Raw genomic sequence first — 24,238 nt, 5'->3', positions numbered from 1 at the left:
ATGGATAGCATTCCATCTCCTAGACGAATCAAAAGGGTACACAGTCGGAATAACTTATAACATAACCATTCTTATTCGACCAGTCCAATAAACCATTCCAAAAGTTTTCGCATGCATCAAGGATCCTCTTAGAGTCATAAAGGTGACCCGACATCACCAGTTGACATAGTTTATCAAACCCATCCGGCCTATCTGATAATCCTAATGCTTCCGGCAATACTTGAGCTGCTGTCGTAAAGTATCGTTTATGGTGTAATCCTAAAATCATCGCACCGGCAGTCGCTATTTCTATAGCCAAAGTAGGCAAAAATGTTTCTGGTCCTTGAATTTTTATATTCCTCAATTTACCCATATATTCGTACATTTCCTCAACTAACGTTTTACAAATCGCTTCTTTAAAAATTGTGTTATCCACGGAACTCGCTTTTTGTCTTAGTTCTTGGAAAAATCCCTTGGGATCATAAATTGGGAGTATAGTGAAGAATTGTCCATGAGTAAGCGGCCAGTTTTCTTCTACTGTAGTGGCCTCTTCTACAATATTTTCTTTATTATCAAGGTTTACTTCTGCTTTCCAATCGCCTGATGTCCATTCATAGCTAAAACCGTCTTCTATAGAATTTAAAACACATTTAATTTCAATATCCGAAAATGGACCGTCTGTTTTTCTAGCTAAAGAACCATAGATACCAATAGCTTCAACATCTGCACCGTATTTTTCCATCAGTTGATTCGCTATTATATAGGCGATTTTCATTCTTTCTTCTCTTATAACTTCTCTTGGCCCCATCATATACGTTTCTCCTTTTTAATAAAAATATCAAATGAGATCCTATATAAATGGCCAAGGGGGTCCACGGGCTTAACGGGGAACTTTATCTGCTGGCATTAATAACACCTCTCGCTATAATAGTAAAAACAAGTTATTAATTATTAAATAATATATTAGCTTTTACGCACGGTGTAAAAGTACTTTTTATAAAAAATTGGTCCCGGAAGTCATTAACTTCGAGACCATCACACTAACTAAAAGGTAGGAGCAGGTGGTTCGTCTATTTTCATACGGAGTAAACTATAAGGCTTCTGCCGCAGGTCGTTTCCATAATGAAATCTTGCCTGCCGATGTAATTGGTTCACGATGAAATATAAGTATTGATCTGAACCAATAGAAAAAGTATCCGGCCATAAAATTCTCGGATCATGTGCGATGGTTTCCATTGTTCCATTCGGCAATATCTTTCGAATACTATTGTTTTCATAGTCTCCAGCATAAACGTTTCCTTTTGCATCGGTGATCATTCCATCTGAAGCACCCTTTTCTCCCCAATACTTCACGTGTTCCTGTAAATTCATATCCGGTATCGTTCGGTCTCTTAGGGCTTCCGTTGAAATCGAGTACAGATGACGACTGGAGAGAGGACAAAAATACAACATCTTGCCGTCCGGGGAAATCGCTATACCATCGGATGCCAATCTAAACGGTGAAATAGATCCGTCTTTGTTTCGATTCATCAGGATTTTACCTTCAACTTTCGGTAAGAAAAAGAGATCGGGCGAGGTTGAATTTGCTCCGTTTAACCGTCTCCAGGCATAGCCCGTTTCTAAATCAACGACAATAATGGCTCCGGGTCCTCGGGAAGACGAATCCGTTATATAAGCATAACCAGCTCTACCAACACGAAAATCAAATCGGACATCATTCAGATAAGTGGTTGGCAGGACAACATCTTCCGTAAATGTATATACACTTCTTATGGTATTTGAATTTAAATCTACAGCGACTAACTTCGCGCCCCCTTTGATGGGTTCTGAGAAATTAGGAGCCCCCGTATCCAATACCCAAAGTGTTCCCTTTCCATCAGCAACGACACTTTGGACACTAATGAAGGACGATGTGATATTCGATTGGCTCACCAAATTAGCGTCTAAACTAGGATAAGGCTGCAATGTACCGCGAACGATCTCAGCCACCGTAAATTTAACGTCGTCTCCCCATTTCGGAAAGCAAATGAAAATACGCCCGGTTTCCGAAACAGTAACGCCTGTAGGCATGGCTCCGTAAAAGAGAAAAACCGCCTCAAACTTACCAAAATACCTTTCACTCGGTAACATCACTGGCATAAAATCCTCCTCAACAGGTTCGAACTGCTATCACCTATTTATATGACTGAATGTGGTTCAATTGCCCGGATAATAAAATAATTTTACGAGAATCCCGCAAGTTCGTATCTATGACGGACAACGAGTAAACGGCGTTGTATTTTTTTGTTATTGATTCTCATTATCCCGCGGCAGAAACGTCGATTGGCGATGGTCGCTTTTTTGTTCAAACAGTATATTACGTGTATTTTCGGTCATACCGTGGTCGAACTCCAACTTCTCACCTATCCCGTAAGGAAGCTTTTCGACGTTAGCCCGACGTTCGGAACCATGACACGAGTGGAAACGGCAAAACAAAAGAACGAAGCCACGAACGTTCCTAGATGTGGGACTATGCCCCCTAGGAAGCAGAAGAAAAAGGGGCTGTTCCAAAAGGGTATGGTGCAGTGGGCCAGTCCCAGAATTATACTGAAGAAGCCTTCAAAACCACTATTAAAGTGGAATTGAAGGCTCCTTTTTGTTAGGGCAAAAAACAAAATACTTTTGGGACAGCCCCTTTCGCTTGTCATGATTCGCTGCGCTGTCTGGCAAATCAAGCACTTTCGTCGGTGACTCTCCGTGTCTATGGCTATTCGTTCCTCGGAGGTCAACTACCACAGCTACCGTTTTATTGTTGGTCCGGCAGACGTAATGCGTTTGCCGAAGTTTGCGCTTGATCTAAAAATTCCTCTGCTTGGGTCAAATGCTGCCGGGCCGTCTCCAAAGCTTGTGAATTTGTTGCCGCATTAGATTCACTTATTGAGCTTATCGCCTGATTTAAAGCCGTTTGCGTATCAGAAACCGCGTTAGATGCATGCTGCTCCAGCGTATTGCCGCTCGAGTGATGTGTACCTTCTGCCGGTTTTCTTGCATTTTCGGTAGCTAGATCAATTTTGTTTTCATTGGGCAAGATGATTCCTCCCTTCCTTGAGCAAAGATCGATAACTTAAACAGAAATAAGTATGTGGTTGAGATTTTGTTTATATTCTTGCGACTGCATGGGAATATTCGGACCCCACATTTCAGGCAATCCATTTTAGTATAGGGATCCAAGGCGTAGGAAAATCTAACTTTGATGAAAGAAAGGAAGGGATAATTACTCAATGAGTATGCCAACGCTAGCGCCACACGAATCGATGGAACTGCATGAAGCGTTAAACTTCAAAACGCTCTGCCTCGCTAAGTCAAAACTTATGCAAGGCTTGGTCTTTGACCAAGAGCTGAAAGCGTTAATGCAGAAGGACGTCCTTCTATCCACGCAACAGATCGCCGAGCTCCAGGCCATCTACGCAAGAGCTCCATTCCAAGCGCCTGTTCCGAATAGCCCGACACCTATCACTCATTAAAGGGGAGCGCCAATGAACACCGATTATTTAGACCCGATTAATTCGTTAAATATGCCGGAGATGGCAGATATGACATTTGCAATGGACTTCCTTATTCGTGCCAAGGAGGGTGTGCGAAATTTGTCCATCGCCCTGACGGAAACGGCTTCACCCGATGTAAGAGCGCTGCTGCGCAATCATCTAATGCAGGGGATTGCACTGCACCAGGAAATCTCGGAGCTTATGATTCGCAAAAAATGGTTCCATCCTTACGAGTTGAACGAACAGTACCAACTCGACCAGCTTTCAGCGAAAAATACGGTGATGATCGGGCAGATGAATTTGTTCCCGGAGGATACATCGCGTAAAGGGATGTTTGATCGGACCCCAGATGAACATATTGGAGGACATAAAGCATGAAGGCGGTAACGTATCAAGGGATTAAAAATGTCGTGGTCAAAGAGGTGCCGGACCCGAAGATTGAGAAACCGGACGATATGATCGTAAGAGTCACCAGTTCCGCCATTTGCGGTTCGGACCTTCACCTGATTCACGGGATGATCCCTAACCTTCAGGAAAACTATGTCATCGGGCATGAACCGATGGGGATTGTAGAAGAGGTAGGCTCCGGAGTGACCAAGGTAAAGAAAGGCGACCGGGTGATCATCCCTTTCAACATCGCCTGCGGAGAATGCTTCTATTGTAAGAATCAGCTGGAAAGCCAATGCGACAATTCAAACGATAACGGGGACATGGGCGCCTATTTCGGCTACTCCGGAACGACCGGTGGTTACCCTGGCGGGCAAGCCGAGTATTTACGTGTTCCGTTTGCTAATTTTACCCACTTCAAGATTCCTGAAAACTGCGAGCAACCGGACGAAAAGCTAAGCTTGATCGCCGATGCCATGACGACGGCTTTCTGGAGCGTAGATAACGCCGGCGTCAAGAATGGAGATACGGTCATTGTGCTGGGCTGCGGTCCGGTCGGACTTCTGGCCCAGAAATTCTGCTGGCTGAAGGGAGCAAAGCGGGTCATCGCCGTAGACTATGTCGATTACCGCTTACATCATGCGAAGCGAACGAACCATGTGGAAATCGTAAACTTCGAACAAGATAAGAATATCGGCAACACTCTCAAGGAAATGACCAAAGGCGGCGCCGATGTCGTGATTGATGCGGTAGGGATGGACGGCAAGATGAGCGATCTTGAATTTCTAGCCAGCGGTTTGAAACTGCAGGGCGGCACCATGAGCGCATTCATCATTGCGTCTCAGGCTGTCCGCAAAGGCGGAACCATCCAAGTCACTGGGGTGTACGGCGGACGCTATAACGGATTCCCGCTCGGCGACATCATGCAGCGCAACGTGAACATCCGTTCCGGACAAGCCCCGGTCATTCACTATATGCCGTATATGTACGAGCTGGTTACGTCAGGCAAAGTAGACCCTGGGGATATTGTTACGCACGTCATTCCGCTTAGTGAGGCCAAGCAAGGCTATGAAAAATTCGATACGAAAACGGACAATTGCATCAAAGTCATCTTAAAGCCCTGAATACGGGTAAATACAGGGGAGGAAAATCCGAATGAATTCCAATTACGCTTTGCATGAGACGCTGGAAGTTCATGAAATGGCTGCGTTCAAGACCGTCTGCATGACCAAATCCAAAACCATGCAAGCTCTGGTAACCGACCCGGAGCTCAAGCAAATTTTACAGCAAGACGTGCAATTATCACAGCAGCAGCTTCAGGAGCTCGGTGGAGTGCTGTCTAAAGTGACCCTAACCTAAAGGAGATAGAAACAATGAACATCCTATTAGAACACTTGACAGGGCTTGATACGCTGACCGACGACGTGATCGCAATGGATTTTTTGATGAACGCCAAGAGCGGAGTCAGAAACTATGCCATGGCCGTAACCGAATGTGCCACCCCCGAAATCAAGCAAATTTTGATGAAACAGCTCGACGAAGCTATAGACTCCCATGAAAAGATAACAAACTACATGATGCAGCGGGGCCTATACCATCCTTACCATATTCCGGAGCAAATTCAGCTTGATCTGAAAAATATTCAGACCGCTATGAACATTCCGTCCTGACACCGTATTCGTCCCGACAAAACGCGCAAAACCACCATGGTTCAGGCGCGTTTTTTGATTTTAGCCGAAGACTTTAGAGAATAAAATGTTCCCCGTTTTCTTATGCTGCCAATCTTTGCAGATAACGTCTGATTTGTGATTTTAAAATACTCAATCCTCCCGGCATTCTGTAGAAATAATTGCGATGGATCGGTTCCATCGCTGTTCTCTCGTTACCCGTTAGCTTAAAAACGTGTGGACTACTCAACTGTGCTCCTCAATCAATGAGATCTTCCTTCCTTAATCCCGAAAACTCCGTCAACGACGTGATCGCGCATGGCTTCCCCAGCGATAAGCCACTTGAGGAAGGCGATATCGTGACGATCGACACGGTAGCATAGCTCGACGGCTGGACCGCACGGACACTGGATCGCAAGCTCGCCGCACAATACGAGCATACGATTGCCATCACCTCTGAAGGTCCGCAGATCCTGACCTCTCAGTAGAATAATTAGAAGTCGGCCAACAAGGTGATCGACTTCTTTTTTACGTATGCGATATAGCCTCTTTCTTCATCCGATACATGCGGCTCTCTCCTCTGTTGCCAGCCGCTCCTTATTTGAGCCTCCATCGGATCCTTCGAGGATCCGCCGTTACTTCGCAGCGGTTTGCTGCTCATCCTTTCGACTCTGCGTAAAGACGATCGGCTTCATGCCTTCTGCTTTCCACACTGTGCCTCTCTGCTCGTACTCGAATAGATTTTCTACGGCATTTGCGATTTGCGGGCCAAGCTCGCGCTCGACTAAATAAAAAGCAACATCAAGCCCGGAGGTTACACCTCCCCCACTCACAAGCCGAGGATTATCTTCAACAATCCTCGCATCGATCGGAATGGCACCGAGGGCTTCCAAAGCAGTCATGCCCATTTCGTTCGTAACCGCGTAACGGTCTTTTAACAGGCCTTGCATAGCAAGTAGCAGCGAACCTCCGCATACGGTAGCAACCGTAACTTTCTCGTTATTTAACGCTTCGCGCATCATATCGCTTAAGTGCGTATGCGCAGCCTTTCCTAAAATACTCGGAATGGCATCCTCCGAATTTCCCGCCGGCTTGCCCGCAGCCCCCGGCACCAAAATAATGCCAGAACGATTAGGGTCAAGCTTCGATTCCGCTTTGAGGAAAGGGCCGTTCAGGCCGCTAGGCACGGAGCGCTTGCCTTCCGCAGACACTAATTCCACAGTAATGGCTCCGTCCGTATACATGCCCGCTGCGGCGAATACCTCATAGGGCCCTAATGCGTCCAGCAGATCGAATCCGTCGAATAGGACGATTTGAACATGTACGCTATTGTCTTCTGCCGCATCATGATCCTGTTTTGTTTTTGCGCTTGCTCCAGGGGCAACTAACGTGAGAACGAGCGCTAACGACATGAGGAATCCAAACATTTTTTTCATTTTTATCACCGATCCTTTCGATACATGTTAGTTAACAGACCTTTTCACCGACTTGCCGCAATCCAGCGCGACCTGCCGATCGTTCTTATGATGACCTCCGGGATGATCAGCAGCAGCGCTATGGCGCAGTATACGCCGATGGTATAGCTGCCGGAATAAGTGAAACCGAATCCCTGATGAAACAGGGATGTGATGAGATGAATCGCCATATTCGTAAAACAAAAGGCGTAGCTTCGAATCATCCAATTCCGATGCTTGAGGATTTGTTTCTTCTTGATTTGGACAAGCGCCGTAATGGTAATTGCCGGCCAGATGAGATTCAGCAGATTGAATCCCATACTGCTGATCTTGCCCCCGGTGGCGTGAGGAGCCATATAGCCGGAGGTTACAACGACAAGCAGAACGGACACGATATAAACGTAGCCGTTGATCCGGTGGAGCTTGCGGCTTTTTTCAAAGAATCGGTTTGAGAAGTTGAGCAGCCCCGTAAGCATGGCGACGCAGGCAAAGGCGACGTGCACATACATGACGTTGAGCCAGACTGGAAGATTCAGCTCACGGTTCAGCACGGTTTTATGGCTTAAAAAGCTTTCTGCTCCAGGATCGAATACATAATTTTTCGCTAGGGCGTACAGGATGAACAGGATGCTGACACCGGCAAGCAAGCTATACCATGTTACCGGTCTCTTCATGGGATTCTCCTACCTGTTAATTTGGATGCCGGCAGCATGCCGGCCTTCGCGACCCCGGTCATGTGATCTCCGTCAACAGCCACTTCAAATTTCAGATTTAATCGCATCGGTCTTGTAATTTTCAGCAGCCAGACTAACTTGTCGCCCTGTAGAACCGAGTCCAAAAAATCAACCGTTTCATTCCCTTGTATGGCCTTTCCGTGGACGACGCCATTGTATGTAACAATGGATAGCCTAACCTGCAGCTTCCCGAACGGCGTAGCAATCGTCGTATCCCAATCTCCATCAAATGCGAATTCTTGCTGAGTCTTGCCAGTCGGGGTGCCAACTTTGATCGCCGCTTGCTTCTCTGCTTTCTGAGGCTCGCTGCCCGTCAGTGGTATTGGCGCCATTCCCGTCGCTCGCCAGACCGTTCCCCTCCGCTCATATTCGAACAACTGCTCGATCTCGTGCGCGATGCGTGGTCCAAACTCGCGCTCCACCAGATAGAGAGCCGCATCAAGTCCCGACGTGACGCCGCCGCCAGAAACCAGGTTGCCGTCATCCACGACGCGCGCCGGGATAGGAACGGCACCGGTTGCACCCAGTAAATCCATGCCCAGATGATTCGTTACTGCCGGTCTTCCTTCAAGCAGCCCCGCCATAGCCAGCACCAGAGACCCGCCGCATACCGTTGCGACGACGACGTCTTTTTGTTCGAGCGCCTTACCTAGCATGCCGGGCAAAGCCGTATGGACGGTCCGTCCCAAAATGGACGGAACCGAATCGGGGCTGTCTCCTTCTACGGGACCGGACGCTCCGGGCACGAGAATAATGCCCGGGCGCAACGGTTCCAGTCGGTCGCCTGCTTCGATTTTTAACCCGTTCGTGCCGCTAGGCACAGATCTTGGCCCCTCGGCAGTAACGAGCTCTACGCTTAACGCGTTTTCCGTTATCATCTCAGCAGCACAAAATACCTCGTAGGGCGCAAGGGCATCGAGCAGATCGAATCCGTCAAAAAGCACGATTTGAACCGATAACATTCATTCATCCTCCTTTAACCATTTCAGCGGAGCAAGTGATCTTTTTCACATTTGAAGCATAACAAAGGAGTATCTCAAAAGAAGGGGCGAAAAAGTCACAAAACAATAAACAATTGATCACAAAACGGCAAACTGCACTAATACTTGCAGAATACGTGATAAGATAGGGGGAAGAGGTGGGATAGGTGGGATATACGCATGAGCGATTTTAATACGATTCTCGTTGTGGACGATGACCAAAGCATCGTCGAGCTATTAAGAGACTTTTTGGAGAATGACAACTTTAGGGTTGTAACCGCTAACGACACTGCCCAGGCATGGACTCTGTTTCAACAACATGCCGTGCATTGCATCATCCTGGATATCATGATGCCGGGACAGAACGGATTTGATTTCTGCCGGCAAGTGCGGACGGAGAGCGGCGTTCCGATTCTGTTCCTCAGCGCGCGCAGCGACGATGTGGATAAAATCCGCGGACTGACGCTCGGCGGGGATGACTATATCGTCAAAACCGCATCGCCCGGCGAGATCATCGCCCGCGTGAAGGCGGTTCTTCGGCGTACCGGATCGCAGCAAGATAGCAGTTCCCGCGTGCTCGACTATGGCCGTATCAAGCTTGATTTAACCACGCGGGAAGTGCTCGTCGACGGTCAAGACATCTCCCTTACGCCAAAGGAATACGACCTGCTTCGGTTGTTCGCGGAGCACCCGAGACAGGTGTTCACCTATGATCAGCTGCTCGCGAAGTTCTGGGACGGTATTGGTGACCGGCATACGATTCGTGTGCATCTAAGCCGTCTTCGCGAGAAGATCGAGCACGATCCGGAAGAGCCGAAATATTTGACCAACGTATGGGGCGTTGGCTATCGATTCGAGGGTGCATGACATGAGGAGACTTAACATACGAACGTCTTTTTTTCTGAGCTTGGCGCTGCTTCTGCTGCTGCCTTGGATTTTTTTTGTGACAGCCTTTTTGCTTGTGACGGGGTCGCTGGATATTGGCGGCGGGCAGCCCGGCTCGTATGTAGTTATGCATATCGCCGCCTTTGCGGGCCTACTGCTCGCTCTTTTGATCATTGGCCTTCGCATCCGCCGGTATCTGCTTGATCCCCTCGAACAGCTTGGCGCTGCAGCCCGGCGAATAGCCGGCGGGGATTGGGACATAGAGCTGCCGCAGTCCGCTGTCCGGGAAATCGCCGAGGTTCGGGACGGGTTCGAGTTCATGGTGAACGGGCTCCAAAGCTCGAGTCGGAAGCAAGCGGCGCTGGAGGAGGAACGGCGGTTCGTCATCGCGGCCGTCGCGCATGATCTGCGGACCCCCTTATTTGCGCTGCGGGGGTATTTAGACGGGCTTGAGCAAGGCATTGCGCGCACGCCGGACCAAGTTTCGAAATATGTGGCCGTGTGCAAAGAGAAGTCCGCGCAGCTGGACCGGCTGGTCGAGGATCTATTTACGTTTACGAGGATGGAGTATCGGGAGAACGGGCTGAGCAAGGACAAATGCAACTTCTATGAAATTGTGCAAAAAGCGATTGATAGCCTGGAGCCCCAAGCGCAGCAGAAACAGATCACAATTCATGCCGGATTCCAATTCGAGCCGGGCGAATGCCTAATAACAGCCGATGTTCATTTGCTGGAGCGCGCGATAAGCAATGTCTTGGACAATGCTGTGCGGCACACGCCTGCTCATAGTCGAGTTGTCTTAGAGTGCCGACGAGAGAAAGACCGTGTGGCATTCACCATTCAAGATTCAGGGCCCGGCTTTACACCGGAGGAGCTTAACCGGATTTTCGAGCCCCTCTATCGAGGAGAGCAGTCGAGAAGCCGCGCGACAGGAGGCGCCGGGCTCGGTCTGACCATCTCGCAACGTATCATCCGCCAGCATGGAGGCGAGCTTGCGGCAAGCAATCATTCGGACGGCGGCGCGGTCCTATCGGGCTGGATTCCGTTTTAATGCTACCGTCTTCTGCGATAACCAATGAGCGTCCTGGATTAAAATAGATTACCGTAATTTTGTAATGGTGTATTGTGTTGAACTGCCCGTTAGTTCAATAAAAGGACGCTCCCGCGCCTTCGCTTGGGCTACGTCCTCCTCATTATATTCAATTTCCAACTACTAATTAAGAACGCACGCGGGTAGCATGTAGTGCTTAAACAGGGGACTTATCTTAACCTAAGCACTAAGAAAAATACTTTATTTTCAACTGACAGCCGCCTCTGCATCGGAAGGGTTAGTAACGTCCAGTTTCACGACCAGTAAATTTTCGGACTCGTCGATTGCTACGATTACTTTGATAGGATTACAGCCGGTGGCAACAACCTGATGACCGGCAGCTAGGCAGCTAGGCAGCAGCCCGGGCGATGTCTGAGCCCATTCCTCGCCCCGGCACCAGTTATCAACCAAACCCTTTTGTCAGACATCATTTTTCCCTCCATAATTTTGTTTAGTTGCTGCAACGTTTTGGCATGAGCTATGAGTACTCACTCCGACGAAAAAGTTTCTTTGCCAAAGAACTCATTTTTTTCTACAAATACAAAAATACCGTTCCACGGAAAAATTCCGCGAAACGATCTGCTCATTTGGTACCTATGTAGCATGTAAAAAACTCACTAATTCTTTGCGGATACATTTGATTGTATAGCCAATGTCACTCATCAATTTCACCACCGGTCTTGAAGTGCTCTGTAAATCAACTTATACGCAATTTAAAAGGGAGCCCCGAATTGTTCCTCTCGGGCTCCCTTCTAGATGTTCAATCATCTCTTATCGGTTCCACACATCTTTATCACCAGACAGAATGCTACTTTCCCGCTCTCGTCTTACTCCACCGTCACGCTCTTCGCCAAGTTGCGCGGTTTATCCACATCGTTCCCGCGTGCCAGCGACGCATAGTACGAAAGCAGCTGCAGCGGAATCACGGTCAGCGCAGGGGACAGCATATCCAGCGTCCGCGGGATGCTGAACGTCTGGTCCACCGATTTTGCGAACTCGGCGTCTCCCTCGTAAGCAATCCCCAGCACTTTGCCGCCGCGCGCCGTAACTTCCTTGACGTTGCTCACCGTCTTCTCCTGAAGGTCGGATTGCAGTCCCAAGGCGATCACCGGCACATCATCCTCGATCAGTGCGAGGGTTCCGTGCTTCAGTTCGCCGGCCGGATAAGCTTCGGAGTGAATGTACGAGATCTCCTTCAACTTAAGCGAGCCTTCCAATGCTACCGCATAGTCGATCCCACGGCCGATGAAGAACAAATGCTCCTTCGAAGCAATCTGTTCCGCATAAGCTTTGATCTCTTCGCCACGCGCCAGAATGCTTTCCACTTGCTCCGGCAGGCTCTGCATAGCCGCCAAGGTGTGGCGGATTTCAGCCGGCTCAACAGTTTCCAGCGTTTGCGCGAGGAACAGGCCCAGCAGATAGAACGCCATCAGCTGTGTCGTGTAAGCCTTCGTCGAAGCCACGGCAATTTCCGGCCCCGCCCATGTCACGATCACGTCGTCCGCTTCGCGGGATACGGAGCTGCCGACTACGTTGGTGATCGCCAGCACGCGCGCGCCGTTTCTTTTCGCCTCGCGCAGCGCGGCCAGCGTATCCGCCGTTTCACCGGATTGGCTCACGACAATGACCAGCGTTTCCGGGGTGATGATCGGCGACCGGTAACGGTACTCCGAAGCCACATCCGTTTCAACCGGGATGCGCGCCAGCTTTTCGATGACGCTTTTACCGACAAGCCCGGCATGGTACGCCGTTCCGCAGGCTACGATCTGGATATTCCGAATATTCCGAATTTGACCGGCCGTCATCGTAATTTCATCCAGAATCACGCGGTCGCCCGCTTCGGAAATACGGCTGCCGATCGTATCGCGGTAAGCTTTCGGCTGATCATAAATTTCCTTCATCATGAAGTGATCGAAGCCCGCTTTTTCAGCCGTTACCAGATCCCAATCCACACGAAACATTTCCCGAGAAATAAAATTCCCCTCGATTGTCATCAATTCGACACCGTCCCGCGTAAGCAGCGCCATTTCGCCATCGTTCAGAATGTACACGTTGCGTGTATATTCGAGAATCGCCGGAATGTCCGAGCCGATGAAGTTCTCTCCCTCGCCTACCCCGATGATCAACGGACTGGCCAACCGTACGGCCACAAGCCGGTCCGGCTCATATTCCGTCAGCACGCCAAGAGCAAAAGCTCCACGCATCTGTTTAACCGCCTGCTGAACCGCTTTGACGATATCTCCCTCGTACAGTTCGGCAATCAAATGAGAAATCACTTCCGTATCCGTCTCCGAGACGAACGTGTGCCCTTTAGCGATCAGCTCTTCTTTCAGCGTCATATAATTCTCGATAATTCCGTTGTGAACAACCGAGAATTTCATCGAATTGTCCGTGTGCGGGTGCGAATTCTCATCCGATGGCTTGCCGTGAGTCGCCCAGCGCGTATGACCGATACCTACCGTTCCGTTCAAAGGCGCATCGCTAAGCTGTGATTCCAGCACAGCCAGACGGCCTTTCGACTTCTTGATTTGAAGCCCGCCTTCCGTATAAACGGCTACTCCTGCCGAATCGTACCCGCGGTACTCCAGCTTTTTCAACCCCTCGATCAACACTTCCTGAGAATCACGTTTACCGATATATCCAACGATTCCGCACATACAAAATACCCCCATTATTTGAGCTCCATGACCCGCTCCGCATCCTGCGAATAACGTTCATAGGCTGTTTGTCAAAGATCGGCGGAACACTGAATAGAGTCATACTCCGGGATTCAAACTCCTGCCGTCTGCCTTGCCTATTTATTTGCGATTCCTAATCTCGTCAAAAAGAATGAGTGCACGTAACCGGTTCTTATACCTTGATGTCCGGTTAGGTTAGCTGGCGCAAGTCCAATGATACAATACGTATCAAAACCTATCTTTTACAAGTGCCCTGTATAACACCCGTTTTTAAAAAGTGAATCGGTCCTTTATACCCGTCATCCTCCTAAATGCCCTCAATTCTTCTAATAGGCGCACTTAAAAAAGGCTTCCGAGCTCTCGTTTTTCAAAAAAGCGGCTCATCGTATAAGCCCGAACGATTATAAAAAGATGCCTGACACGTAACGATACAAGCTGTCCAAGCAGCGTCTTCGCCGCGAGAAACAGAACTGAAGAAACAGTCCCCTATTCCGAGGGCACCTGTCCAACAGCGCCGCAATGCAGCCCATATGCTTCACAAGCAAGACCCTTAAGCCAGCGTCACCGCTCCCAAAGATCTTTTCCGCCTGTCTAAAAAACGACTGCTCCGTTCGTCCGCTCAAGGCGGTTTCCGTACGACCCGTCTGCAGCCTCAACCAGAACCGTCTCTGCTTTATAAAATAAGCATGCGGCCCTGATCCCTTGCTATGAATCATTCGGCTGGATTCTTGTGTGCCCGGTCACCCGGACAGTTTGCTCTCCAGCTTGTCGGTAGGAATGAACTACCGGAAGGTCCCCGCCGAAAAATTCGAACACCTTCACCTCGTCAACTTGCCGGCTCCACGTTATCTTTGCCATACCGGGCCGATTAACCCGCATGTACAATTCAGACGCTTCCCGCGCAAGTTCTGGCGCTTGTTGTTGCTGAAACACTGTCCACCTTTCTATGCATGAGTAAAAAAACATATACCCATCATATTCATTTTGGCCCCGCTTTGCAACTCCCCCGATACAAAATGAGATACAAGCCCCATAATAGGCAGTAAAATCATATGTAAAATCAACGGTATGAGCCACCTTTGGCTAGGGACGACTGGATGGTGGCAGGCTCCTTTCGGCTTCCATACGTGTGGTTGACAACCCGTCATGCGACGCCTCGCCGCGCTCCGGAAGCTAACGGCTATCGGTCGGTGCCTTCATTTTTCAACGAACACAGTTTCCGGCAGCGGGGTTCAACTCCACAAGACGTTTTTATTCTTCTAAACCATCCCCAGTCTGCCTGTTAGCCCGGCCTTCTGCGCATCTACATCCGCTTCCGCGAACTCCTCTTATCTTCCCTCCCACGACCCTCTCTTCACCCTGCTTCCCTCTCCTACACCGCTCAGCCCTCTCCCCACCCTACTTCCCCTCCTACACCGCTCTACCCTCTACTCCACCCTACTTTCCCCTCCTCATCCCTCAGTCCTCCGTCCCCTTCTATCCGCATGCAAAAAAGCCGCTCCTCTCTCAAGAGAAAGCGGCCTGTACAACCCAACCAACATAGTAGCCTATAATCTTATCTATCAGGCAAAATCAAACCCGCAAAACGTGGCCGGAACTAACCGAGCTCCCGCTTCACGACCTCCACGATGTCATTGACATAGCCTTCCACCGTATCCTTGTCCGGCCCTTCCGCCATAACGCGAATGAGAGACTCCGTTCCGGACGGACGAACCAGCACACGGCCGTTGTCGCCCAGTTGGCTCTCTACGGCGCTGATTGCGCCGGCAATGGCTGCATTGTCCTTCAGCTTGCTTTTATCCGCTACACGCACGTTCACGAGCACCTGCGGGAACTTCCGCATAATCCGCTTCACTTCGCTAAGCGGACGACCTCCCGCCACGAGGGTGTCCGCGAGCTGCAAGCCCGTAAGAATACCGTCGCCGGTCGTATTGTAATCGAGGAAAATAACATGCCCGGACTGTTCGCCGCCCAGGTTGTATCCGCCCTTACGCATCTCTTCCATCACGTAACGGTCTCCTACGGCCGTTTGGGTCGCTTTCAGGCCATGGCCCTCGATTCCCTTAAAGAAGCCGATGTTGGCCATAACCGTCGTCACAATCGTGCTGTGATTGAGCTTGCCCGCACGGTTCATCGCATCTCCGCAGATGCTCAAGATGAAGTCGCCGTCGACTTCTTCCCCGTTCTCATCAATCGCGATGAGCCGGTCCGCGTCCCCGTCGAACGCAAGGCCAAGGTTCGCGCCGTGCTCCACGACGGCTTTCTGCAGATTCTCCGGATGAGTCGAACCGCAGCCTTCGTTGATGTTGCGCCCGTTCGGCTCCGCTCCAAGCGTGATCACTTCCGCTCCCAGCTCGCGGAAAATCTTAGGCGCCAGCTCATAAGCGGCTCCGTTCGCGCAGTCCATCACAATCTTCATGCCGCCGAACGAATGCTGCACGGTCGACTTAACGAAGTCGGCGTACAGGAACTTCGCCTTCGGATCATCCGACACGGTACCGATCTCGCCGCCCTCCGGCCGCGGCAGCTCGTCGCCGTCCGCGTCGAGCAGGCGCTCGATTTCGAGCTCCGTCTCATCGAGCAGCTTAAACCCGTCTCCGCCGAAAAATTTGATCCCGTTGTCTTCCACGGGATTATGGGAGGCGGAGATCATCACGCCGGCGTCGGCGCCAAGCACGCGCGTCAAATACGCGACGGCAGGCGTAGATACGACGCCGAGACGGATCACGTTCGCTCCGATCGACAGGAGACCTGCGACCAGCGCCGCCTCCAGCATAGGACCCGAAATACGCGTGTCCTGACCGATGACTACCTTCGGATGCTGAGCCTGACGTGTCAGCACATATCCTCCACAGCGTCCGATTTCAAAAGCCAGCTCCGGTGTCAGCTCCCGATTAGCTACTCCGCGAACTCCATCCGTTCCAAAATATTTCCCCATCGTTCTCTTCCCCTCTTCTCATAAACGGCACGTGAATGCCAAATCGGTTTCTTTATAAATCCTGGTAACTTGTCATGATTTTAACATATCCCTTATAACTTACGAAGGAAAATTCCCGTTTAGGGGGTTACGGCCTCCTTTTTAGGGACCGTTTCTCCCGCAGCATCCGGTTTCTGGGTTGGAGTCGGAGTCGGAATAGGTGTAGGACTCGGATTTTTCGACTCGGTTTGCGTCTGAGCCGCCGAAATGACTACCTTGGCCTTCGTGACCTGTGTCCCGCCATCTTTGATGTACGGCGGCAGATTGAGAGTAATCGGCAGTTCGTGCGTCCCCGGAGGCAAATTGCTCACATCCACGATAGCCTGGATATCTTCCGGTTTAACGGCCTCCATTTGAGGCGCGGCACCTTCCAGGGTCAGCGTAATGCTGCCGTTAGGAGGATCGGTGAACTTCACTTCCGTTCCTTCCGCCTGTCCCACTATTTTCAGAGGGATTCCCGGATATTCCTTTTTGACGGAAGAGACGATTTCGACGGTTACCTGCACCTTCGTCGGCTCAATCTGAGTCACCCCTTTTTGCAAAGGAATGTCCAGCGTAAATTCTTTCGTTTCCTTGAGCCCGTCGATCTTGAGCGTAACTCCCGAATAGAAGTCCATGCCGTCCAGCACGTTTTGTGCCCCGTAAACCATGATCTTGTCCGGATTCTGCTTGACCGAACCGATGCTGTAACCGGGAGGCAGATTGCCCGTCAGTTGAATCTGCAGAGGCACCGTTTTAAACGGGCTGGTGACGGGGACGTCCACGTCCACTACGGCCGGCCTTATATCGTAAGGCAGCTCGCGGCCTTCTTTGTTATAGACCTTCAGCTTTACCTGCTTCGTTACAGCAGAATCGGCTTTCTCTACCGAGATTTCGCCTTGGACCGTGGCTACCTCGTCCGCCTTGCTCGCCGGAACGGTTACGTGCACTTTGCTCGGTTTGGCGATAGGATCGCCGGATTTATAGCCGGGCTGCGGAGTTCCCTTAACATTAATCTTCACAGGGACTTCCTTCATCTCCTGCTCCTCGACGACCACCTTGACGTTCCGCGGCACGATGTCCACCTGCAAAGATGACGGGAAGCCGACCGCCTCGAGCGGAAGGACATACTCCCCTTTACCTCCTGCCTTGGTCAAATCCAGTACGACCTTGTACTCACTCGTACTCACCCGCTTTAGCGCGGAATCTTTCCCTTTCAAAATGACCTGTACCCGACTGGGCTCAATCGAAGATATATAATATTTATCCGAATCGTATTTCGGCGTAATTTGCACATTGCTGATCGGCAGCTCTTTAATTCCCCCCGTTGTCGAATTGGTCACGGTAGTGCCTTCCATCCGGACAACCGCCCACAGAAGAATTCCGATAATGACCGCGATCACCCGGACGACATTTGTATTCCTCAGCCATCTATCCACGTTTGCGTCCCTCCCACCATTTCTTGAAAGGGTTTTGACGGTCATTGGCTTTGGGCTTCAATTCATCAAAAAGCTTCGAAATCAAAGATTCTTCCTTGATATCCCGGACGACCTGACCGTTCAGCGACAGAGAAATTTGTCCCGTCTCCTCAGAAACGATCAAACAAACGGCATCCGAAACCTCGCTCATTCCGATAGCCGCCCTGTGCCGGGTACCAAGCTCTTTGCTGATAAAAGGATTTTCCGAAAGGGGCAAATAACACCCCGCCGCCATCAACTGGTTGTTGCGAATGATGACCGCCCCGTCGTGCAGAGGCGTATTCGGGATAAAAATATTAATAATCAGCTCGGAACTGATCCGTCCGCCTATGGCTATCCCTGATTCAATGTAATCGGTCAGGCCCGTCTCCTTTTCAAAGACAATCAAAGCCCCGATCTTCCGCCGGGACAAATAATTCATCGCTTTAATCACTTCGCCGATCCGGATGTTGACGTCCTGGTCTACGTCCATCGAACTGCGTGAGAAAAGCCGGCCGCGGCCCAACTGTTCCAGGGCTCTTCTAAGCTCCGGCTGAAAAATAATAATAATGGCGATCAGACCCACCGTAAACATCTGGTTCATGATCCACTGCAGCGTGTTCAGGTTAAAAGCAACACTGAGCGCCCAGGCGACCAGTACGACAATGATCCCTTTCATGAGCTGTACGGCTCTTGTCCCGCGCAGCAGCATAATTAATTTATAAACCACATAACTGACAATCGAGATATCTATAATATCTGTGATGGAAATATCTGCGAATAATTCCACTGGAGTTCCCCCAAATCAATGCGTAAAAACCCGGATTTTTATCTTATTTTTATCTGTCTATTCCTTGATAATACCACAATCCGAACAATTCTTCTATTCTACCCATTTCCCGGTTTCCAAAGAAAAAAGCCCTCCAAGGATACCCCTTGAGGACTTTAGCTGTATAAGATATGCATGCTGTTTAGTTTAAGCAGCTCAATGCATGAGATCATTCAGTTTAAACCAGATCCAGCTTAAAGCTTCGTCAATGCGTATTTTTTCCCCGGTTATGTGAGCAGTCGATGCCAAATTCATGTTTCCGTCGATCACCACCAGATTTCCTTCCACATTGGCGTCGTCTTCTACAACCAGTTGGCCGTTCTCGACCACCAGATTGCCTTTTACCGTTTCTCCTTTGGGCACGATCACTTTATCACCTTGGATGATTACACGTTCCAGGTCTGCACCCCGTACCATTAACTCAGTGTTGTTATTCCACAGGGTCATAAAGCTGCCCGCCATCGTTAACAGAAAAACAGCCGCTACCGAAACGGCAGGATGTCTACGGATCCACCGCGTCCACGGCTTCCGCTTCTTAACGGGAGGGAGACTGCCCATAATACGGTTCGTAAGATCACTTGACACGGTAGGTGCAGAGATGGCACGAACGAGCGCATCCGTCGTTTCCATCTGCCGGAACAGCGAATTGCATTCCGGACATGACAAAAGGTGCTGCTTGAGCTCCAGCGCCTGGGCCCCCTGCAAGTCCCCATCCAAATATTCGTGCATCAAAGGGAGGGCCTGTTTGCAATTCATCGAAGCCACTCCTTTCTCGTTCTTGGCCGATAGTGTAATACCATACGTATGGCGGGAGAAGATGTTTCAAAAAAATCGGACTTACAGAGAAAAATTTGCGTCCATGTCTAATTTCTTTCGTAAATACTCCCGGCCGCGGTGGACCCGCGTCTTTACGGTCGTAACGGGCATCCCTAGTACATCTCCGATTTCCTGAAGCGACATATCGTGGAGATAGCGCAGGATCACGACGGATTTGTATTTTTCAGGCAAGGTTTGAATGGCTCTGCGAATTACCTGCTGTGTTTCCGAAAGAACAATCTGGTCCTCGGGCAGCTCATCTTTGCTCGCAAGCATGGCGTAAAAATCGTTCCCTTCACTGTCCGGCATTTCGGCGTCGAGGGAATAGGTCGGTTTGCGTTTGCGCAGCCGGTCTATGCATAAGTTGGTTCCGATACGGAAGATCCAGGTCGAAAACTTCTGGTTCTCGTCATAGCGGTCTAAGTTGTTGTATACGCGCAGGAAAGTATCCTGCACAGCATCTTCGGCTTCCTGCTTGTTACCGAGCATTCTGTAGGCCAGGTGAAATATTTTATCTTTATACAAATTCACCAGTTCCTCAAAAGCACCACGATCTCCATTCCTTGCAAGCTTGGCTAATCGTGTTTCTACTAAATTCAAGATAACTCCTCCAACCCTAGGAAGTACGGGGCTTCTTTTCACTTATGTTCGGTAAAACACACAAAGTCGAGCCGCCCGGATGGACGGCTTGACTCTTTGTTTCAGTGCCTATGCGATGTTGTCCGTTATCAGCCTGTATTGCGGAGTCCGGCTGCAATGCCGTTGATCGTAAGAAGAACTTCACGCAGCAGGAAGCTGTCGTCTTCGTTATTCTCGCGTGCCCCGCGCAGTTCTTTGAGCAAATCTACTTGCAGGTAGCTCAGCGGATCTACGTACGGATTGCGAAGCCGGATCGATTCTTGAATAACCGGCACGTTGTCGAGAATCTCCTGTTGTCCGGTAATATCCAGAATCAGTTTGGAAGTCAGGTCGTATTCAGCGCTTATCAGCTCGTAAATGCGCTTTGCGATGCTGCCTTCCTTAAGCAGGCTGCCATACTCTTTGGCGATGAGAAGGTCCGCTTTGGCCAAAGCCATCTGCAAACCGTCGATCATGGATTTAAAGAACGGCCAGTTCTCGTACATGTTCTTAAGAACCGACATATTCTCGGCCTTATTCTGATAAAAGTCCTGAAGCGCCGTACCCGCGGCGTACCATGCCGGCAGCAGATAACGGCTCTGCGTCCAAGCGAATACCCATGGAATCGCGCGAAGATCCTCAAAACGGTCGCTGTTGTTCCGCTTGGAAGGACGCGAACCGATATTCAGCTCTCCAACCTCCGGAAGAGGCGTCGACTGCTTGAAGAAAGTCATGAAATCCGGATCGCGGAAAATAAGGTCCTGATACTTATTCTGCGCTTTTTCCGAAATTCCTTTCATAATGCTTTCCCATTCGGTTTCAAGCGGATGTTTTTGCGGATTGCGTGCCAATACCGCTCCTTTAATCAAAGCAAATGTCGCCTGCTCCAGACTGCGGTAAGCGATACCTTGCAGTGAATAGCGGGAAGAAAGCACTTCGCCCTGCTCCGTAATCTTGATGCCGCCGCCGATCGTATCCACAGGCTGTGCCAGAATACTCCGGTTCAGAGGCATTCCGCCGCGTCCGAGCGAACCGCCGCGTCCGTGGAAGAACTTCAGCCTCACACCGTTTTTGTTTCCGGTATCCGTCAAGGCACGCAGCGCGACGCGCAGCTCCCAGTTAGCGGTAATAACGCCGCCATCTTTGTTGCTGTCGGAATACCCCAACATGATTTCGTGCATAGGCGCCGCGGAATTCAAGCTTGCACGGTAAGCCGGAATTTTAAACAGCGTATCCATAATTTCCGGAGCCGCATGCAGATCGTCGATCGTTTCAAAAAGCGGAACCGACTGAATGGTGCTCACAACCGTGCCGTTGGCTTCCTTGCGATAAAGTCCTACTTCTTTCGCAAAAACCATAACTTCCAGCATGTCGCTCGCGCCCTGTGTCATACTAATCAGGTAGCTGTTCAAGCAGTAGCGTCCGAACTCATGTTGGGCCTTATAAATATTTCTATATACATCCAGACATTCCTGAGTAGACTCGGAGTATTTCATGTATGGGGATGTAATCGGACGCGGCTCATCGAGAAGCTTGCTCAACAGTTCAATCTTCTCATTTTCTTGGAGTGTGCTGTAATCCTCCACGATACCGATCCGGTTTAGGATTTCCGTCATGGCCAGCTCATGTTCGCGGCTGTGCTGACGAATGTCGAGGGTAGCCAGATGAAACCCGAATAATTCTACCTGACGAATCAGCTTCTTGATATACCGGTCCGCCGCATAATCGGCGTAATGGCTCCGCAAGCTTCTTTCGATCACATAGAGATCCGCAATCATTTCGTCCGGCGAGGTATACTTCTGGAAGTCCGCTACTTGAGTATTTCCCGTGTTTTTGACTTTCTCGATCATATAGGCAATCTTTGTGCGGTACGGCTCGTCGTCATTGCTCCAGAAATCATTGTGGGGACCAAAAACTTCATGATCGGCCTCAATAGATTTCTGCAGCTCATCACTGATCTCGGCAAGATTCTTGCTAAAGCTTAAGTGATACATGACATCCACGAGAATTGTTTCATACTTCTTTAAGGCAAGGCCGCGGTGCAGCTCCAGCGTCTCCCACGTGACATGAGAGGTAACCGAAGGATTGCCGTCACGGTCTCCACCGATCCAGGAACCGAATTTAAGGAAACTAGGTACGTGCCAAGTCTCATTCGGGTAGTATTTATCCAGACAACGTTCCAATTCTTGATAAACTTCAGGAAGAACATCGAATAAGGTTTCATCAAAATAATAAAGGCCATTCTGAACTTCGTCGATGACAGTCGGTTTCCGGTTGCGCAGTTCATCGGTTTGCCAAAGCGTTATAACCTCGGCCAGAAGTTTTTCTCTAAGCTGTTCTCTCTCCCGGTAAGTTAGCGTCGGATTGTCGAGGTACATCACGTCCTGGGAAATACGCTGATGAATATCCAGAACCGCACGGCGTGTAGCTTCTGTAGGATGGGCAGTCATAACGAGTTCAAGCGAGATCGTCTGCAAAATTTCCTGAACCTCTTGGTAGGAAATCTGATTCTGCTTCAACTGCTGAACGATGTTTTCGATGGAGCCGGGCTGAACCGTTTCTCCCGAGGAACGCTCATAATCGCGTTTTCTGCGAATACGGTGGGTTTGCTCGGCAATATTAACGAGTTGAAAATAAATCGCAAAAGCACGAATAACCTGGTGACGAATTTCAGGCTGCAGCCCGTCGATCGTCGCTTTAAACTCCGCATAAATGGCTGGATCATATTGAGCCCGAAGGGATTTACTCAGTTCGCGGATCTTCTCTACGACTGCCAGAAGCTCATTGCCTCCCTGATGGACCAGTACTTCCCCAAGGATATGCCCAAGAAACCGCACATCTCTGCGAAGCAAGTTGTTAGTAGAATTTTTCTGAACGATTGTTTCGTTATCCGACATGTCCTCGCCTCTTCTCTCTACTGATAATCACACCAAATTTCGTCTGATTTCATACTCATTTCAGAATATTTTACCACATTCACGCGTTGCATTATAGCTATTTTTGACGAAACATGCCTGAGAATTAAAGGAAAGCTGAGTAAGATTTAACTGAAGCCCGATTCTGGATAAATAAAAAAAGATCTCTATGAGATCTTTGTTAGTTATGTATGGAGCGGGTGATGGGAATCGAACCCACGCTACCAGCTTGGAAGGCTGGAGTTCTACCATTGAACTACACCCGCATACATATGGTCGGGACGACACGATTTGAACATGCGACCCCCTGGTCCCAAACCAGGTGCTCTACCAAGCTGAGCTACGTCCCGAAATATGAATGGCGTGCCCTGAGAGATTCGAACTCCCGGCCTTTTGATTCGTAGTCAAACGCTCTATCCAGCTGAGCTAAGGGCACATATGAAATTATGGAGCGGAAGACGGGAATCGAACCCGCGACCCTCGCCTTGGCAAGGCGATGCTCTACCGCTGAGCCACTTCCGCATAAAACCGATGCGCGTGGAGGGACTTGAACCCCCACGTCAAAGACGCTAGATCCTAAGTCTAGTGCGTCTGCCAATTCCGCCACACGCGCAAGTTGGAAACATGGTGAGCCATGAAGGACTCGAACCTTCGACACCCTGATTAAAAGTCAGGTGCTCTACCAACTGAGCTAATGGCTCGTACTAAAAATGGCTGGGGGTATAGGATTTGAACCTATGCATGACGGAGTCAAAGTCCGTTGCCTTACCGCTTGGCTAACCCCCAATAAAACATGGTGCCGTCGAGAGGACTTGAACCCCCAACCTACTGATTACAAGTCAGTTGCTCTACCAATTGAGCTACAACGGCATGGTGGTGGACGCTGACGGGATCGAACCGCCGACCCTCTGCTTGTAAGGCAGATGCTCTCCCAGCTGAGCTAAGCGTCCGCCCAGTAATGACCCGTAGGGGATTCGAACCCCTGTTACCTCCGTGAAAGGGAGGTGTCTTAACCCCTTGACCAACGGGCCGTAAGAAGCTTCCAACCGGATTCGAACCGGTGACCTCTTCCTTACCATGGAAGCACTCTACCTACTGAGCTATGGAAGCGTGGCTCCCCGAACAGGACTCGAACCTGTGACAACTCGATTAACAGTCGAGTGCTCTACCAACTGAGCTATCAGGGAATATCGCTTGGCAACGTCCTACTCTCCCAGGACCCTTCGGTCCAAGTACCATCGGCGCTGGAAGGCTTAACGGTCGTGTTCG

At 49.9% G+C, this 24,238-nt stretch carries 20 protein-coding genes, 12 tRNA genes, 1 rRNA gene and 2 pseudogenes; 9 read left to right on the top strand and 26 right to left on the bottom strand.

Features of this window, described 5'->3' with window-relative positions; genetic code table 11:
• Positions 1–28 precede the first annotated feature (28 nt).
• The 3 genes from KVT34_RS21485 to KVT34_RS21475 form a co-directional block, all read right to left on the bottom strand.
• Complete coding sequence (locus KVT34_RS21485; RefSeq protein ID WP_217560930.1) at positions 29–790, bottom strand: ANT(4')-I family aminoglycoside nucleotidyltransferase; 762 nt, start codon at positions 788–790, stop codon at positions 29–31.
• Between the two features lie 233 nt (positions 791–1,023).
• Positions 1,024–2,118 (bottom strand): L-dopachrome tautomerase-related protein, encoded by a 1,095-nt coding sequence (locus KVT34_RS21480; RefSeq protein WP_217560928.1) that lies wholly within the window; start codon positions 2,116–2,118, stop codon positions 1,024–1,026.
• A 646-nt stretch (positions 2,119–2,764) separates the two neighbouring features.
• Positions 2,765–3,046 carry a hypothetical protein gene (locus KVT34_RS21475; protein ID WP_217560926.1) on the bottom strand — a complete coding sequence of 94 codons (282 nt, stop codon included), beginning with the start codon at positions 3,044–3,046 and terminating at the stop codon, positions 2,765–2,767.
• A gap of 193 nt (positions 3,047–3,239) precedes the next feature.
• Between KVT34_RS21475 and KVT34_RS31965 the strand changes: the two genes are divergently transcribed.
• From KVT34_RS31965 to KVT34_RS31960, 7 genes and pseudogenes are all read left to right on the top strand, one after another.
• On the top strand, positions 3,240–3,482 hold the full coding sequence (locus KVT34_RS31965) for a spore gernimation protein GerQ (RefSeq protein ID WP_254635056.1): 243 nt from the start codon (positions 3,240–3,242) through the stop codon (positions 3,480–3,482).
• A 12-nt stretch (positions 3,483–3,494) separates the two neighbouring features.
• Positions 3,495–3,881 carry a spore coat protein gene (locus tag KVT34_RS21470; RefSeq protein ID WP_217560924.1) on the top strand — a complete coding sequence of 129 codons (387 nt, stop codon included), beginning with the start codon at positions 3,495–3,497 and terminating at the stop codon, positions 3,879–3,881.
• Positions 3,878–5,014: a zinc-dependent alcohol dehydrogenase gene (locus KVT34_RS21465; protein ID WP_217560922.1), complete on the top strand. Its 1,137-nt coding sequence runs from the start codon at positions 3,878–3,880 to the stop codon at positions 5,012–5,014. Before KVT34_RS21470 ends, KVT34_RS21465 begins: the two co-directional genes overlap by 4 nt.
• A gap of 31 nt (positions 5,015–5,045) precedes the next feature.
• Positions 5,046–5,249: a hypothetical protein gene (locus KVT34_RS21460; RefSeq protein WP_217560920.1), complete on the top strand. Its 204-nt coding sequence runs from the start codon at positions 5,046–5,048 to the stop codon at positions 5,247–5,249.
• A gap of 14 nt (positions 5,250–5,263) precedes the next feature.
• Complete coding sequence (locus tag KVT34_RS21455; protein ID WP_217560918.1) at positions 5,264–5,560, top strand: spore coat protein; 297 nt, start codon at positions 5,264–5,266, stop codon at positions 5,558–5,560.
• Positions 5,561–5,853: 293 nt separating this feature from the next.
• Positions 5,854–5,937 (top strand): annotated as a pseudogene (locus KVT34_RS33005) (type I methionyl aminopeptidase); the annotation flags it as partial.
• 3 nt (positions 5,938–5,940) lie between these two features.
• Positions 5,941–6,045: pseudogene (locus tag KVT34_RS31960) on the top strand (type I methionyl aminopeptidase); the annotation flags it as partial.
• A 147-nt stretch (positions 6,046–6,192) separates the two neighbouring features.
• Here KVT34_RS31960 and KVT34_RS21445 read toward each other — a convergent pair.
• From KVT34_RS21445 to KVT34_RS21435, 3 genes are read right to left on the bottom strand one after another with little or no spacing between them, the layout of a single operon-like run.
• Complete coding sequence (locus KVT34_RS21445) at positions 6,193–6,993, bottom strand: DJ-1/PfpI family protein (RefSeq protein WP_217560914.1); 801 nt, start codon at positions 6,991–6,993, stop codon at positions 6,193–6,195.
• Positions 6,994–7,037: 44 nt separating this feature from the next.
• Positions 7,038–7,685 (bottom strand): DUF2306 domain-containing protein, encoded by a 648-nt coding sequence (locus tag KVT34_RS21440; RefSeq protein ID WP_217560912.1) that lies wholly within the window; start codon positions 7,683–7,685, stop codon positions 7,038–7,040.
• Positions 7,682–8,707, bottom strand: a complete 1,026-nt coding sequence (locus KVT34_RS21435) for a DJ-1/PfpI family protein (protein ID WP_217560910.1) — start codon at positions 8,705–8,707, stop codon at positions 7,682–7,684. The genes KVT34_RS21440 and KVT34_RS21435 overlap by 4 nt, the downstream gene beginning before the upstream one ends.
• Positions 8,708–8,905: 198 nt before the next feature.
• Between KVT34_RS21435 and KVT34_RS21430 the strand changes: the two genes are divergently transcribed.
• Entirely contained in the window at positions 8,906–9,592 is a 687-nt protein-coding gene (locus tag KVT34_RS21430) for a response regulator transcription factor (RefSeq protein ID WP_217560908.1), read from the top strand.
• A gap of 1 nt (position 9,593) precedes the next feature.
• Complete coding sequence (locus KVT34_RS21425; RefSeq protein ID WP_217560906.1) at positions 9,594–10,661, top strand: sensor histidine kinase; 1,068 nt, start codon at positions 9,594–9,596, stop codon at positions 10,659–10,661.
• A gap of 866 nt (positions 10,662–11,527) precedes the next feature.
• Here KVT34_RS21425 and glmS read toward each other — a convergent pair.
• From glmS to rrf, 20 genes are all read right to left on the bottom strand, one after another.
• A complete protein-coding gene (gene glmS, locus KVT34_RS21420; protein WP_217560904.1) occupies positions 11,528–13,357 on the bottom strand; it encodes a glutamine--fructose-6-phosphate transaminase (isomerizing) in 1,830 nt (609 codons plus the stop codon).
• 1,618 nt (positions 13,358–14,975) lie between these two features.
• Positions 14,976–16,316, bottom strand: coding sequence for a phosphoglucosamine mutase (gene glmM / locus KVT34_RS21415; RefSeq protein WP_217560901.1), 1,341 nt, complete (start codon positions 16,314–16,316; stop codon positions 14,976–14,978).
• A 119-nt stretch (positions 16,317–16,435) separates the two neighbouring features.
• A complete protein-coding gene (locus tag KVT34_RS21410) occupies positions 16,436–17,773 on the bottom strand; it encodes a CdaR family protein (RefSeq protein WP_217560900.1) in 1,338 nt (445 codons plus the stop codon).
• Entirely contained in the window at positions 17,766–18,581 is an 816-nt protein-coding gene (gene cdaA, locus KVT34_RS21405; RefSeq protein WP_042234450.1) for a diadenylate cyclase CdaA, read from the bottom strand. Before cdaA ends, KVT34_RS21410 begins: the two co-directional genes overlap by 8 nt.
• 195 nt (positions 18,582–18,776) lie before the next feature.
• Positions 18,777–19,376, bottom strand: a complete 600-nt coding sequence (locus tag KVT34_RS21400; RefSeq protein ID WP_217560898.1) for a zf-HC2 domain-containing protein — start codon at positions 19,374–19,376, stop codon at positions 18,777–18,779.
• 81 nt (positions 19,377–19,457) lie between these two features.
• Positions 19,458–20,036, bottom strand: a complete 579-nt coding sequence (sigW, locus tag KVT34_RS21395; protein ID WP_217560896.1) for an RNA polymerase sigma factor SigW — start codon at positions 20,034–20,036, stop codon at positions 19,458–19,460.
• Between the two features lie 128 nt (positions 20,037–20,164).
• Entirely contained in the window at positions 20,165–22,951 is a 2,787-nt protein-coding gene (gene ppc / locus KVT34_RS21390) for a phosphoenolpyruvate carboxylase (protein ID WP_217560894.1), read from the bottom strand.
• Between the two features lie 210 nt (positions 22,952–23,161).
• Positions 23,162–23,235: transfer RNA gene (locus tag KVT34_RS21385), tRNA-Gly, on the bottom strand.
• A gap of 7 nt (positions 23,236–23,242) precedes the next feature.
• A tRNA-Pro gene (locus tag KVT34_RS21380) sits at positions 23,243–23,319 on the bottom strand.
• Between the two features lie 9 nt (positions 23,320–23,328).
• Positions 23,329–23,405, bottom strand: a tRNA-Arg gene (locus tag KVT34_RS21375).
• An 11-nt stretch (positions 23,406–23,416) separates the two neighbouring features.
• A tRNA-Gly gene (locus tag KVT34_RS21370) sits at positions 23,417–23,491 on the bottom strand.
• Positions 23,492–23,501: 10 nt separating this feature from the next.
• Positions 23,502–23,582 (bottom strand) — tRNA-Leu (locus tag KVT34_RS21365).
• A 12-nt stretch (positions 23,583–23,594) separates the two neighbouring features.
• Positions 23,595–23,670 (bottom strand) — tRNA-Lys (locus KVT34_RS21360).
• Positions 23,671–23,680: 10 nt separating this feature from the next.
• Positions 23,681–23,755: transfer RNA gene (locus tag KVT34_RS21355), tRNA-Gln, on the bottom strand.
• An 8-nt stretch (positions 23,756–23,763) separates the two neighbouring features.
• Positions 23,764–23,839: transfer RNA gene (locus KVT34_RS21350), tRNA-Thr, on the bottom strand.
• A gap of 4 nt (positions 23,840–23,843) precedes the next feature.
• Positions 23,844–23,919: transfer RNA gene (locus KVT34_RS21345), tRNA-Val, on the bottom strand.
• Positions 23,920–23,928: 9 nt separating this feature from the next.
• A tRNA-Glu gene (locus KVT34_RS21340) sits at positions 23,929–24,000 on the bottom strand.
• Positions 24,001–24,006: 6 nt separating this feature from the next.
• A tRNA-Thr gene (locus KVT34_RS21335) sits at positions 24,007–24,079 on the bottom strand.
• A gap of 1 nt (position 24,080) precedes the next feature.
• A tRNA-Asn gene (locus KVT34_RS21330) sits at positions 24,081–24,156 on the bottom strand.
• Positions 24,157–24,161: 5 nt separating this feature from the next.
• Positions 24,162–24,238 (bottom strand): 5S ribosomal RNA (gene rrf, locus KVT34_RS33000); the annotation flags it as partial.

It is taken from the genome of Paenibacillus sp. GbtcB18, assembly GCF_019091125.1.
In the GTDB taxonomy this organism is placed as follows: Bacteria; Bacillota; Bacilli; order Paenibacillales; family NBRC-103111; genus Paenibacillus_F; species Paenibacillus_F chitinolyticus.
The sequence above is the reverse complement of the archived record's forward strand: the minus strand, read 5'-3'. Positions and strand labels throughout refer to the sequence as shown.